Source organism: Mesorhizobium sp. M7A.F.Ca.MR.148.00.0.0 (assembly GCF_003997735.1).
Classification (GTDB): domain Bacteria; phylum Pseudomonadota; class Alphaproteobacteria; order Rhizobiales; family Rhizobiaceae; genus Mesorhizobium.
In genome coordinates, this window is record NZ_RZTB01000059.1 from 1 (window position 1) to 12,347 (window position 12,347).

Consider the following 12,347-nt stretch of genomic DNA (forward strand, 5'->3'; position numbering starts at 1 on the left):
GCCCCGCCCGCCCGAAAGGCCGATGCCGCCGATCACGGCGACCAGCACGATGTCGTAGAGCAGCGTCGAATTGACGACGCGGGTGTTGATCGAATGCAGGCTCGCCGCCGTCAGCAGGCCGGCGACCAGTGCGACGAAAGCGGAAAGCACATAGCGCAGCACCAGCATCGGCCGCACCGGAATGCCGATGTTGCGGGCGGCAACCGGATTGTCGCCGGCGAAGTAGATGTAGCGGCCCCATTTGGTGTAGTGCAGGAACAGGAAGAAGAGGAAGGCGAGGCCGGCAAAGACGAACACCTCGACCGGAATATCGAGGAAGCGCAGGCCGCCGAGCAGCTCGACCCAGTGGCCCTGCGGCACCGGCACCGCATCCTGCGTGATCAGCTGCGAGCGCACATAGCCGAAGACGAAGGAGCCTGTCGCCAGCGTCACGAAGATCGCGGGCACATCGGCATAGGCGACGAGAAAGCCGTTGAGCAGGCCGATGGCCAGCACACCGGCCAGCACATAGGCGAAGGCCAGCCCGTCCGGCGTTCCCGAATTCAGAAGTTGCAGATACCAGGCGACAGACATCGCCATGATCGCCACGGCGGAGAGGTCGATGCCGCGTCCGATGATGACGACGGCCATGCCGAGCGCAAGGATGCCCAGCACCGACACGGAGCGGACGATGGCGACGAGATTGTTGGGATCGATGAAACCCGGCAGGCCTATGGCCGCTGCAACGAACAGCACCACCGCTATGGCAAAGACAATGCCTTCCTGATTCAGGCTCCTGAAATTCGGCCAGCCGATCGTGTTCATGTCTGCGTTTGCCCCGATGGCAGCGCTGCCATCCCTGGGAAAGAACGCTAATCGGCCCAACGCCGGTTCGTCAAATGAATCCGCGCTCGGAACCCCGGCCGGCAGCGATATTTACCAAATGGACGCGTCGATTGCCGAAGCTGGCGCAATGCTCGGAAAACTCTGCACTTTTGGCAATTGCTTGCGCCATAGCCGCCACTCGCGAAAAGGCTGCACCAAGGCGAAAGGACAAGACGGAATTTATCTCCGCATCAGGCGGAAAAATCGATCTCAATTTCCCGGCGAGTGGCCGGAAACCTCCGCGCCCGCACCTGGCGGCAGCACGAGAAAACGCAACGCCGCCACCAGCCCGATGGCGCCGATCGCCAGGAAGGCGACTCGAAAATCGACAAGATCGAGCTCTGGCCGGTCCCTGGCGATCTGCGACAAATTGAGGATCGCCGCCGCCACCGCGACGCCGAACAACATCGCCACCTGCTGCAGCATCGAGGACAGCGTCGCCGCCGAGCTTCGTTGCGCCGCATCGATGTCGGCGAAGGCCAGTGTGTTGAGCGCGGTGAACTGCATCGAGCGCGACAGGCCGGCGATCAGCATCAGCGCCGCCACCAGCACCTGTGGCGTCTGCGGCGAGATCGCAGCACATGCCATAATCGCCGCCGAAGCGATCAGGCCGTTGACGACCAGCACCGACCGGAAGCCGAAACGGCGCAGCGTTGGTGTCGTCACCGTCTTCATGCCGAGATTGCCGAGGAAATAGGCCAGGATCATCAAGCCGGCATCGACGGACGAGAGGCCAAAGCCGACCTGGAACAGCAGCGGCAGCAGGAATGGCGTGGCGTTGATCGCCACCCGGAAAATGGTGCCGGCGGCAAGCGTCGAGATGGCGAAGGTCAGCACCTTGAACGAGGAGAGATCGAGCAGCGGATGCGGCGCGCGCCTGAGATGCCGCACCGCCAGCCAGCCGATGACGATGCCGGCTACGACCAGCAGCACCGTCGGAAGAACGCCGTCCTCCGGGTGCGCGATGCGTTCAAGGCCATAGAGAAGCAACGCAAGCCCCGCCGATGTCAGGAAAAAACCCGGCCAGTCGAGCGGCTTGGGGTCGGCTTCGCGATCGCCCGGAATGAAGCGGGCGACCAGCACCAACCCGACCACGCCAAGCGGGATGTTGATGAAGAAATTCCAGTGCCAGGACAGATAGGTGGTGATGAAACCGCCAAGCACCGGCCCGATCACCGGCGCAAACAGCGCCGGCCAGGTGATCAGTGCCGTGGCGTTCAGCAGCTCCGACTTCGACGCATTACGCAGTACCAGGATGCGCCCGACCGGCGTCATCAGCGCGCTGCCGAGCCCTTGCACGACACGTGCGGCGACGAACTGGGTCAGGTTTTGCGAGACGCCGCAGGCAAGCGAGGCCAGGGTGAACAGGACAATCGCCAGCAGGAAGATGTTGCGTGCGCCGAACCGGTCGGCGAGCCAGCCCGACAGCGGCACGAATACGGCCATGGTCAGCATGTAGACGGTGATGCCGATGCTGATCGCTACCGCTGACACGCCGAAGGAAGCCCCCATCTGCGGCAGCGAGGTTGAGATGATCGTCGAATCCAGAAACTGCATGAAGAACGCGATGGCGACGATCAGCGCCACGCGCCGCGCATTGGTGGCCGTTTCGGGTAAGGTTTCGGTCTCGGGAATGGCAGTCATGACGGAACCGGTTTGAACAGCATTTGGCCGGACGCGTCCAGAGACGGCGCAACAAACTTTCGTGTCCCGCCTTGGCCTGCTATGGGATGAACGGGGTGGCCGAGGAAAGTGTCCGCGTAACATGAAGCCCATCTACATCGACTACCTCAATGCCCTCGACATCGACGCCCTTGCCATGACCGATGGCGAAATCATTGCCGCCGTCGAGGCTGGCCTGGTGGCGCAAGGCAATGGCCAGACGGTGATCGAACCGCGTGTCCATCTCGAGCCGGATCCGTCCTTCCACGGCCATTTCAATGTGCTGCGCGGCTACGTCGCGCCGCTCGACACCGCCGGCGTCAAGATCGTCGGCGACTATGTCGACAACTACCTGCACGGCCTGCCTTCCGAATTCGGCATCCTCAATTTGTTCGACCCGCGCACCGGCGCGCCGCGCGCCATCCTCGACGCCACCGTCATCACCGACATGCGCACCGGCGCCGTCACCGCCATCGGCGCCAAGCATCTGGCACGCAAGAATTCGAAGGTGCTGGCCCATATCGGCGCGCGCGGCACCGCCTACTGGAATGTGCGCCTGCTCGACCATCTCTTCGATTTCGAAGAGATCCGCGTCCATTCGCGCCGCCCGGAAAGCCGCGACGGTTTTGCCGCCAAACTCTCCGCCGATCTCGGCAAGACAGTGACGGCGGTGGCCGACTGGAAAAGCTGCATCGAGGGCGCCGACATCGTCGTCGAAGCCTCGCGCCTGCCGGAGCCGCAGCCATTGCTCAAGACCGAATGGATCAAGCCGGGCGCACTGGTCGTGCCCTATGGCACGATGAGCGCGGTCGAACTGTCGCTGACCGACATCATGCAGAAAATGGTCGTCGACGATTGGGGCCAGTGCAAGGGCGGCAAGTTCGGCTCGCTGCGCGCCCATGTCGAGACCGGGCGGCTGAGCGAGAAGACGCTGCATGCCGAGCTCGGCCAGATTGCCGCCGGTCTGAAAGCCGGGCGCGAAAGCGACGCCGAAACGATCCTGTTCTGGCATCGCGGCCTGTCGCTGTCCGACATTGCGCTGGGCAAGGCGATGCTGGCCAAGGCCCAAGTGCAAGGCATCGGCCAGCGGCTGCGCTTCGCATGAGCGCGCTCGTCCTCACCGGAACCGGCGTCGGTATTGACGATGTCGCTGCGGTCGCCCGCGATGGGCGCAAGGTGGAGGTTGGACCCGATGTCATCGGCAGGCTGGAAAAGGCACGAAAAGTGCTCGACCAGGCCGCCGCGTCCGGCCAGCAGATCTATGGCCTCAACACCGGGCTCGGCGCCAATCTCGGCACTGCTGTCGAAGGCGACGCGGGCGCCTTCCAGCGCCAGTTGCTTGAAGGACGCAGCGGCGCCGTCGGCGAGGTGCTGCCGGTCGAAGCCGTGCGGGCAACCATGCTTGCCCGTGCGTCGATGCTGTCGGTCGGCGGCTCCGGCCTATCGCCTTCCGTCTTCGTCGCTTTGGTCGACGCGCTCAATGCCGGCGTCCATCCCGTCATGCCGTCGCTCGGCTCGATCGGCGCCGGCGACCTGGTGTTGATGACGGCACTCGCCCGCATGCTCACTGGCGATGGCGAAGCCGACTATCAGGGCCGTCGCATGCCGGCGGCCAAGGCGCTGATGATGGCGCGCCTCGCCCCCATCAGCCTGGCGCCGAAGGACGGGCTATCGCTGATCAACGCTTCGGCGGTGTCCGCCGGCAGCGCCGCACTTGCGGTGACGGATGCGCTGTCGGCTCTTGCCCAGCAGCAGCAGGCCGGGGCTCTGACTATGGAAGGTTTTGGCGCCAACCGCACCATCCTCGACCCGCGCCTGCATATGGCGCGCCCGGCGGCAGGCCAGCAGCAAGCAGCCAAGGTGCTGCACGATCTGCTCGTCCGAGATGAGGCGCCGGCGCCGACCACTTTGCAGGACCCGCTGTCGATCCGCTGCATGCCGTCGATCCATGGCGCGCTGATCGAGGCGATCGGTCAGGCGAGACAGGCTGTCGAGATCGAACTCAACGCCGCCGCCGACAACCCGCTGGTGCTGGGCGATGATGAGCTGGTGCTGTCGACCGGCAATTTCCACACCGCGTCGATAGCGCTCGCCTTCGAGACGCTCGGCCTGGCGATCGCCCAATGTGCCGCCGCAAGTGCAGCCCGCTTCATCCAGCTCACCGGTTCGGGCCGCAATGGCCTGCCTAAATATCTGTCACCGGTCGGCGGCGCCTCGGCCGGCTTCGTACCGTTGCAGAAGACGGTGACGTCGATCCTGGCCGCCATCCGCCACAAGGCCAATCCGGTGATGCTCGACTTTCTTCCGGTTTCAGAAGGCGTCGAGGATCACGCCACGCAAACGCCTCTGGCGGTGGCAAAATGCGCCGGGATGATCGCGCTGTGGCGCCGCCTGATCGCCTTCGAACTGATGGCCGCCGCACAGGCCGTCGACCTGCGCGACGGCTTCACATTGGCGCCACGCACCGCAACAATTCACAGGGCGATACGCTCGCTCGTCCCCATGCTGAAAGAGGACCGGCCGCTCGGTATCGACGCCGAGACGCTTTACGGCGCGCTCGCCGGCGGCAGTTGGCCGGCCTGACGCGGCTTCTCAGAAGACGATGGTCTTGTGGCCGTTGAGCATGACGCGGGCTTCGAGATGCAGCTTGACCGCGCGCGCCAGCACCCGGCTTTCGATGTCGCGCCCGACTGCAACGAAATCCTCGGCGCTCATCGCATGGGTGACGCGTTCGGTCTCCTGGTCGATGATCGGGCCCTCGTCGAGGTCGGAGGTGACGTAATGCGCCGTCGCACCGATCAGCTTGACGCCGCGGTCGAAGGCCTGGTGATAAGGCTTGGCGCCCTTGAAGCTCGGCAGGAAGGAATGGTGGATGTTGATCGCCCGTCCGAACAGCCGGTCCGACAGGCCTTTCGAAAAGACCTGCATGTAGCGCGCCAGGATGACCAGTTCGGCCCCCGTCCGCTGCACCAGGTCCAGCAGCTTCTGTTCCTGTTCGGCCTTGTTCTCCCTGGTGGTCGGCCAATGGTGGTAGGGAATGCCCTCCAGTTCGGCGAAGCGGCGGGCATCCTCGTGGTTGGAGACGACGGCGGCAACCTCCGCGTTCAGCCAGCCGACCCTGATCTGGTACAGCAAATGGAGAAGCGCGTGGTCGAACTTGGAGACCATGACGATGATCTTCGGGCGGCGTCCCTGATCGACCAGCGCGGTCTTCATGCCGAAGCGATCGACGCTTGATTTCAGGGCCCGCTCCAGGCTGTCCCTGGTCGAGCCTGGCGGGCTGATGAAGGCTATCCGCATGAAAAAGCGATTGGTCTGCCGGTCCCAGAACTGGCTGCTTTCGGCGATGTTGGCGCCGTTCGCGGCAAGCTCCGCCGTGACGGCGGCAACGATTCCCGGCCGATCCTCGCAGGAAAGCGTGAGAATATGAACCGGCGCGGCCTCGTGCGTCGCATCATTGCCTTGAGATTTCACGCCCTGTCGACCCTTTTCATGAACAAGCTGAGCTCAGCCGGATCCATATGCACCACATGCTTGTCTTCGGGATAGGCGAGACTGTTGACATCGGCAACATACTCCGAGAACGCGGCGATGCGCTCGGCCTGCAAACGATCATATTCGGCGGCGAAATTGCGATAGACCTTGGAATGGCGAGGCATGTGGCCCCGGGTCTGGCCGAGAATGTCGTCGGCGAACAGATATTGCGCATCGCAACCGGTGCCCGCCCCCATCGACAGCATGATCAAGGATGTGCGTTCCGAGATCGCCTTGGCCACCTCGACCGGCACGACCTCGATCTCGGCGCCGATGGCGCCTGCGGCCTCCAGTTGTTTCACCGCCGCGAAGACCTCCATGGCGGTGTCGGCGGTCTTGCCGACCGCCTTGAAGCCGCCGGTCCAGGTGGCCCGTGACGGGATCAGCCCGACATGGCCGATCACCGGGATATTGTCATCGGCCATCCGCTTGACCGTGGCGTAGCCGGCGCTGCAATAGACCGCGTCGGCGCCGGCCTTGTAGAGCCGGAAAGCCCAGCGCACGAAATCGTCCGCCGTGCCGATCTCGTAGAAATTGTCGCCTGGCATGGTGAACAGGCTGGGTGCGGCGTCCCGGTATTGCGGGTTGAGCACCAGTTCGGGCGGCACCGAGACGATGTCGACCCCTGCGCGCTCCGCGGCCTCTGCCTCGTCCATCGTCAGCACGCGCAGCATGGTCAGCTGGCGCTTGCCTTTCATGGCGCGCAAATCCGCCACCGTCGGTCTATTTCGGCTCATCAAAAGGTTCCCTCAGTTGCATTCGGCGGCAGGTCAGCCGATCTGGATCATCACTTTGCCAGCCTCGACCTTCACTGGATAGGTGGCGAGATTGACGCATACCGGTGCGCCTCGAGCCACGCCCGTCTTGTAGTTGAAGCGGCCATTGTGCTTGGGACATTCGATGATGTCGTCCATCACCAGCCCATCGGCCAGATGCGCCTTCTCATGCGTGCAGTACCCGTCGGTTGCGAAGTACTCGTCATCGGGACTGCGATAGATGGCGAAGGTCCGGCCGCCATGATCGAAGCGGATGACATCCTCTTCCTCGACATCGTCGACGCCGCACGCTTCAACCCAGTCGGCCATCTCTCGTCTCCTTGCAACTCTATTCCGCCGCCGCCGGAACGGTCAGCGCATGGAACTCGTCCCGGTATGGCTTGGCCGTCGGCGGCAATTCACGCTTGAGAAAATAGTCCTCGTACTGAAGCTGCTTGATGAGCACCGGCCAGACCTCGCGATAGGCATGCCACATCGAAGGGTTCGGCTCGGGCAGATCGTGCTTGATCAATTCGTGGAGCCTCGGCAGCGCGTGATACGGCACCATCGGGAACATGTGATGTTCGACATGGTAGTTCATGTTCCAATAGATGAAGCGGCTGATCGGGTTCATGTAGACGGTGCGCGTGTTCAGCCGGTGGTCGGTGACATTATCGGCCAGGCCGATATGCTGCAGCAGGCCGGTCAGCACCATGTGCCAGCTGCCGTAGAGGCGCGGCAGGCCGATCAGCACCAGCGGCAGGAACGACCACAGATAAAGCGCCAGCACGATCGTCGCGGCATAGATGGCGACATGCCAGCGCGCGGCTGTGACCACCTTGTGAAGCTCCATCTCGGGAATGAAGCTTTTCTCGTCGGGCGAGATGCTGCCGAACGCATTGCGCACAAGCGACGGCAGCGAATAGCGGAAATCGAGAATGCCGGTGAAGGCGAGTGCGGCGCGCAGCAGGTCCGGCGGACGCATCACCGCGATCTCGGCGTCGCGGCCGACGATGATCGTGTCGGTATGATGGCGGGCATGGCTCCAGCGCCAGGTCACCGGGTTGCGCATCAGCATGAAACTGGCGATCTGGTAGACGGCATCGTTCATCCAGCGCGTGCGGAAGGCGGTGCCGTGGCCGCACTCGTGCCAGCGCGAGTCGCTGGACGAGCCGTAGAGCACGCCATAGACGAGCAGGAACGGCACCACCCACCACGTGCCCCAGAACCAGACGATCCCGGCGGCAGAGCCCAATATGGCAACGATCCAGATGATCGTGTCGCGGATCGCCGGCCCGTCCGAGCGTTGCATCAGCTCTTTCATCGCCTTGCGCGGCACATCGGTGTGATACCACTCGGCCGAGGCCAGACCGGTCTCGATCGCGATGCGCGTGCTTTCCCCGACCAGGCTGTAGTCGCGTTTTTTCTCCATCACATCGACCTCCGATTTCCGGCCCGCCAGCCGGGGCATTCGTTTCGCATCATGCCCTGTCCGCCAATCCCGGGAAATTGCCCGACGGCACAGGATAATCCTGTTGCGGCTGCCTGGCGAGCGACGCGATCTTCGCTTCGGCCGCGGCGATCGCGCCGGCGCCGTCGAGCACCCGGAACACCGCGTCGTAAGAACGGCCTTCGCCATGCTCCAGCCAGATCATCTCGCCTCGCTCGCGCGCCGCGAGATTGCCCAAGACATGGTGTGTCGAGGGCTCTATGCCCAGCGCATACTGCCCTGCCTGGAAGTTCTGCCATTGGTAGGCGCAAGGCAGCTGATCCTTGCGCGTGATCACTTCGAAGCCGAGCCCGAGCTGATCGTTGACCACCGCCACCTGCACCTCGCCATTGGCGTCCGCCGCCATCTCATGCTGCCAGACCTGCTCGCTGAAGCCCAGTCGCGGCGCCGGCACGATGCGGTAGCCGACCTTCTGCGCCTCGTAGCGTTCGCCTGCATGGCCAGCCCAGACGACGTCGCGGATCGGCGCCAGATAGCGCGAACCCTCGTCGAGCAAGGGGTGGCTGACATTGACGTGGTAAAAATACATGTGCGGCGTGCGATTGAAGCCATGGTTGACGACGCGGTCCGACAGCCGGATCTCGTTGCCGCCGACATCGGCCTCGATACGCCGGATCAGATGCAAATCCTCGCCGAACACCGCCGATTGCTGAACGATGCCTTCGGCCCAAAGCACGCAGCGGTCGCCATCCCAGGCCTCGCCATAACCGGTCAACCGTGCCGGAATGGTGCCGACACGGCCGTGCAGCGAATGGATCACGGTCTTCTTGCCCGGGTAGTTGTAGCTATCGGCAGGCACCGCTTCGCGGCCCAATATGTGGTCGAGGCCGCAGGTGACAAGCAGGCCTGAAAACGAGCGCGCCCAGGCGAGGCCCCCTTCCCCCTCATAATCGTGCAGGCCGGGGTTGCGAAAGCCGCTCGGCGAATGCCAGCCGATCGCCTGGCCCTTGAAGTCGCAATCGGCGATGTCGAGCGCCCGGTCGACCAGCGCCGTGAAACGCAGGCCCGAGCCGGTGCGGAACTCGAGCATGCGGATGCCGCGTTCCACGCCGTCGCCAAGCGTCATCAGCCGCACGCCGGCAAATTGCGACAGCATGCCCGAACGTTCCGATACCTGCCGGCGCGAAAGCGTCTTGCCGTAGAGTTCTACCATGTGACGGCCAACTTCTTCACTTCGCTCTCGTCTCTTTCAGCAGGGCCGACATGTCGGCGCCGGTGATGATGCTCTCCACGGTCAGAAGATCGGTATCGGCAACCGTCTGCTCGGCGACGATCTCGCCGCGGCGCATGACGATGATGCGGTCGGCGACCTGGAACACGTGATGGATGTTGTGGGTGATCAAGAGCACCGAATGGCCGGCGTCGCGCACCTCCTTGACGAAGCGCAGCACGCCATGGGTTTCCTCGACACCGAGATTGTTGGTCGGCTCGTCGAGGATGATGACCTTGGCGGCGAACTGCATGGCGCGAGAAATCGCAATCGACTGCCGCTCGCCACCCGACAGCGTCGAGACCAGCGCATCGGCGTCGAGTTTTTTCGAGATGCCGACGCGCTTCAACAGCGCCGACGCCGCATCGCGCAATTTGGCGAAATCGAGCGGCGCGAACACGCCCAGCCATTTCAGCTTGACCGGTTCGCGCCCAAGGAAAAGATTGCGCGCAATGCTGAGATCCGGCGCCAGAGACGTATCCTGGTGGATGGTCTCGATGCCGAGGTCCATCGCATCGCGCGTCGAGCGGATCGAGACCTTCTCGCCGCGCACATAGATGTCGCCACGGTCTATCGGAAACACACCGGAAATCGCCTTGATAAGCGTCGATTTGCCGGCGCCATTGTCGCCGAGCAAGGCCACCACCTCACCCTCCTTGAGGGCAAAGGACGCATTCTTCAGCGCCCGAACGCTGCCGAAGGATTTTTGCAGATTCTGCAGCCGGAGAACTTCCATGATCAGCCCCTTGCGGCGTTCTTCTGCAGCAAAGCGTGCAGGATGAGCATGGCGAGGATGATGAGGCCGACGAAGATGTTGTAGGCGAGGCCCGGCACTCCGATCAGCACGATGCCGTTGCGGATCGCGCGCAGCATCAGCGCGCCGACGATGGTGCCGAGGATCGTGCCGCGCCCGCCGGTCAGCGCCGTGCCGCCGACCACCACCATGGCGATCACTTCGAGCTCATAGCCGGTGCCGGCCACCGGTGAGGCGGCCGAGATGCGGAAGGCGCTGATCATGCCGGCCAGTCCCGCAAGGACCGAAGTCAGGATGAACAGCCACACCTTGACGGCGTCCGCCGGCACGCCGCGCGCCACCGCCGCGTTCCGGTTGGAGCCGATGGCGCTGATCCAGTTGCCGAGCTTGGCATAGCGCAGCACGTAGATCGCCAGCAGCGAGAGACCGATGAACCACCACAGCGAGGTGTAGAACCGGAACGACCCGACATTGAAGCTGCCGGCCAGCAGCGTGACGAAAAAGCCTGGCTGGTCCCAGGATTTCAGCGGAAAGCCCTGCGTGATGTAGAGCGCCGCCCCGCGCACCACGAGCAGCATGGACAGCGTGACCAGGAAGGACGAAATGCCGATCTTGGTGACGATCAGCCCGTTGATGGCGCCGATGGCGACGCACAGCAGAAGCCCGGCCAGAAGCGCGATGCCGATATCGACGCCTCCGTTCTGCACCAGAAGCATGACGACGACCGGCGCCAGCCCGAACACGGCACCAACCGACAGGTCGAATTCGCCCGCCGTCAGGAGCAGCGTCATGCCGAGCGCGATGATGCCGAGCTCGGGGAGGAACGCCATCATGTTGGAGATGTTGAGCGGCGACAGGAAATTGGCATCGGCGATGGCGAACACCGCGAGCAGGACAATGAGGATGACGAGCGAGGAGAATTGCGGCGAGCGCATAAGGCTCGATCTACGTTTCCCGACAGGCATTTCGTCTTCTGCGGCGATCATCATGACTGCTTGAACCATGCTTTGAAATGGTGCCCGCGGCCTGCGCCGCGGGCACCGGTTTTCACTTCGTGTCGTAGAGTTTCAGGATCGGTTCGACGCTCGAGGCGTCGTAGAGGCTGAAGGTATGGATGTCGTAGCCGATCGGTTCGCCCGACGCGGCGAGCCCGAGCAATGCCACCGGCATGAAGCCTTGCGCAGACGGGAACTGCCAGGCGGCCGCGTTGACGAAGCCGGACTTCACGGCTTCCGCGGTTTCCTTCGAATTGCCCCAGCCGACGACCGGGATCTTGCCGGCCGGCACACCGGCGCCGTCGAACACCCGCTTGACGCTGGCCGCGACGGAATCGCCGAGCGCGATGATCGCCGGCGGATTGTTGGCCACCATATAGTCGGTCATCTTGGCAATGATGCCGGCCGGGTCGGTGCCGCAATCGACCACATCATATTTGATCCCCAACGGATCGAAGACGCTGGCGATGCCTTCGGTCTCCAACTGCTGATAGCTGGCGCCAGGCACTTCCACCGGCAGGAACACCTTGTCGCCCTGCTTCACCATCTTGTGGTCGACAAGATACTTGGCCCAGATGACCCCCGCCTCCTTGAGATCGGCGCCGACATAGGCCTGCCGTCCGGTCGCCGGATCGTCTGTGTTGAAGAACACGATCGGGATCCCGGCCGCCTTGGCAGCCTTCACTTCCTCGGTCCACAGGCCCGGCTGGGCCGAGGTGGTGGCGATGCCGTCGGGCTTGGCCGCAAGCGCGGAATTGAAGGCCTCCTTCTGCGCCGCCATGTCGCCGCCGCTGAAGGAGATCTTGCAGGTCACCTTGAGCTGGTCGCAGGCTTTGGTTGCGCCGGCATTCCAGTCGAGCCAGAACGCATCCGATGGGCCGCCATGCGACAGCAGGTAGAACGTCTTCTGGCCATCCTGCGCCATTACCGGCGAGGCGAATGCGATGCCCGCGAACACAGTCGCGGCCGCTGCCAGTTTCAATCCGAATTTCAACACTGCAATTCCTCCCTTGTTGTTGCTTCCAAGCCGGATGCACCGCCGGCAAAGGGCGGCGCACAGCTG

At 63.6% G+C, this 12,347-nt stretch carries 12 protein-coding genes; 2 read left to right on the forward strand and 10 right to left on the reverse strand.

The window, feature by feature from the left end; genetic code table 11:
- Together EOB49_RS20575 and EOB49_RS20580 are read right to left on the reverse strand one after the other, a co-directional pair.
- Positions 1–804 (reverse strand): ABC transporter permease (locus tag EOB49_RS20575; protein WP_164781751.1); only part of this gene is annotated, 804 nt, incomplete at its 3' end.
- 270 nt (positions 805–1,074) lie between these two features.
- Positions 1,075–2,508, reverse strand: coding sequence for a DHA2 family efflux MFS transporter permease subunit (locus EOB49_RS20580; protein WP_127382079.1), 1,434 nt, complete (start codon positions 2,506–2,508; stop codon positions 1,075–1,077).
- 121 nt (positions 2,509–2,629) lie between these two features.
- Here EOB49_RS20580 and EOB49_RS20585 point away from each other — a divergent pair, with 121 nt between their 5' ends.
- On the forward strand, positions 2,630–3,631 hold the full coding sequence (locus EOB49_RS20585) for an ornithine cyclodeaminase family protein (RefSeq protein ID WP_127382080.1): 1,002 nt from the start codon (positions 2,630–2,632) through the stop codon (positions 3,629–3,631).
- On the forward strand, positions 3,628–5,109 hold the full coding sequence (gene hutH / locus EOB49_RS20590) for a histidine ammonia-lyase (protein ID WP_127382081.1): 1,482 nt from the start codon (positions 3,628–3,630) through the stop codon (positions 5,107–5,109). The genes EOB49_RS20585 and hutH overlap by 4 nt, the downstream gene beginning before the upstream one ends.
- A 9-nt stretch (positions 5,110–5,118) precedes the next feature.
- On the opposite strand, the gene purU is transcribed toward hutH, so the two are convergent.
- The 8 genes from purU to EOB49_RS20630 form a co-directional block, all read right to left on the reverse strand.
- Complete coding sequence (purU, locus tag EOB49_RS20595) at positions 5,119–6,000, reverse strand: formyltetrahydrofolate deformylase (RefSeq protein WP_127382082.1); 882 nt, start codon at positions 5,998–6,000, stop codon at positions 5,119–5,121.
- Positions 5,997–6,797: a 3-methyl-2-oxobutanoate hydroxymethyltransferase gene (locus EOB49_RS20600; protein ID WP_127382083.1), complete on the reverse strand. Its 801-nt coding sequence runs from the start codon at positions 6,795–6,797 to the stop codon at positions 5,997–5,999. Before EOB49_RS20600 ends, purU begins: the two co-directional genes overlap by 4 nt.
- A gap of 33 nt (positions 6,798–6,830) precedes the next feature.
- Complete coding sequence (locus EOB49_RS20605) at positions 6,831–7,145, reverse strand: MocE family 2Fe-2S type ferredoxin (RefSeq protein ID WP_013530832.1); 315 nt, start codon at positions 7,143–7,145, stop codon at positions 6,831–6,833.
- 19 nt (positions 7,146–7,164) lie between these two features.
- Positions 7,165–8,247, reverse strand: coding sequence for a fatty acid desaturase family protein (locus EOB49_RS20610; protein WP_245463719.1), 1,083 nt, complete (start codon positions 8,245–8,247; stop codon positions 7,165–7,167).
- A 49-nt stretch (positions 8,248–8,296) separates the two neighbouring features.
- Entirely contained in the window at positions 8,297–9,478 is a 1,182-nt protein-coding gene (locus EOB49_RS20615; protein ID WP_127382085.1) for an aldose 1-epimerase family protein, read from the reverse strand.
- A 16-nt stretch (positions 9,479–9,494) separates the two neighbouring features.
- Positions 9,495–10,277 carry an ATP-binding cassette domain-containing protein gene (locus EOB49_RS20620; protein ID WP_164761550.1) on the reverse strand — a complete coding sequence of 261 codons (783 nt, stop codon included), beginning with the start codon at positions 10,275–10,277 and terminating at the stop codon, positions 9,495–9,497.
- Positions 10,274–11,254 (reverse strand): ABC transporter permease, encoded by a 981-nt coding sequence (locus EOB49_RS20625; RefSeq protein WP_245472768.1) that lies wholly within the window; start codon positions 11,252–11,254, stop codon positions 10,274–10,276. Before EOB49_RS20625 ends, EOB49_RS20620 begins: the two co-directional genes overlap by 4 nt.
- An 82-nt stretch (positions 11,255–11,336) precedes the next feature.
- Positions 11,337–12,281, reverse strand: coding sequence for a substrate-binding domain-containing protein (locus EOB49_RS20630; protein WP_127382086.1), 945 nt, complete (start codon positions 12,279–12,281; stop codon positions 11,337–11,339).
- Positions 12,282–12,347: the final 66 nt, after the last annotated feature.

What these genes read in the sequence shown, in the direction of transcription:
- EOB49_RS20580 (WP_127382079.1), bottom strand. Translation starts at nt 2,508, where the DNA reads ATGACTGCCATTCCCGAGACCGAAACCTTACCCGAAACGGCCACCAAT.
- EOB49_RS20585 (WP_127382080.1), top strand. Translation starts at nt 2,630, where the DNA reads ATGAAGCCCATCTACATCGACTACCTCAATGCCCTCGACATCGACGCC.
- hutH (WP_127382081.1), top strand. Translation starts at nt 3,628, where the DNA reads ATGAGCGCGCTCGTCCTCACCGGAACCGGCGTCGGTATTGACGATGTC.
- EOB49_RS20600 (WP_127382083.1), bottom strand. Translation starts at nt 6,797, where the DNA reads ATGAGCCGAAATAGACCGACGGTGGCGGATTTGCGCGCCATGAAAGGC.
- EOB49_RS20605 (WP_013530832.1), bottom strand. Translation starts at nt 7,145, where the DNA reads ATGGCCGACTGGGTTGAAGCGTGCGGCGTCGACGATGTCGAGGAAGAG.
- EOB49_RS20610 (WP_245463719.1), bottom strand. Translation starts at nt 8,247, where the DNA reads ATGGAGAAAAAACGCGACTACAGCCTGGTCGGGGAAAGCACGCGCATC.
- EOB49_RS20615 (WP_127382085.1), bottom strand. Translation starts at nt 9,478, where the DNA reads ATGGTAGAACTCTACGGCAAGACGCTTTCGCGCCGGCAGGTATCGGAA.
- EOB49_RS20625 (WP_245472768.1), bottom strand. Translation starts at nt 11,254, where the DNA reads ATGCCTGTCGGGAAACGTAGATCGAGCCTTATGCGCTCGCCGCAATTC.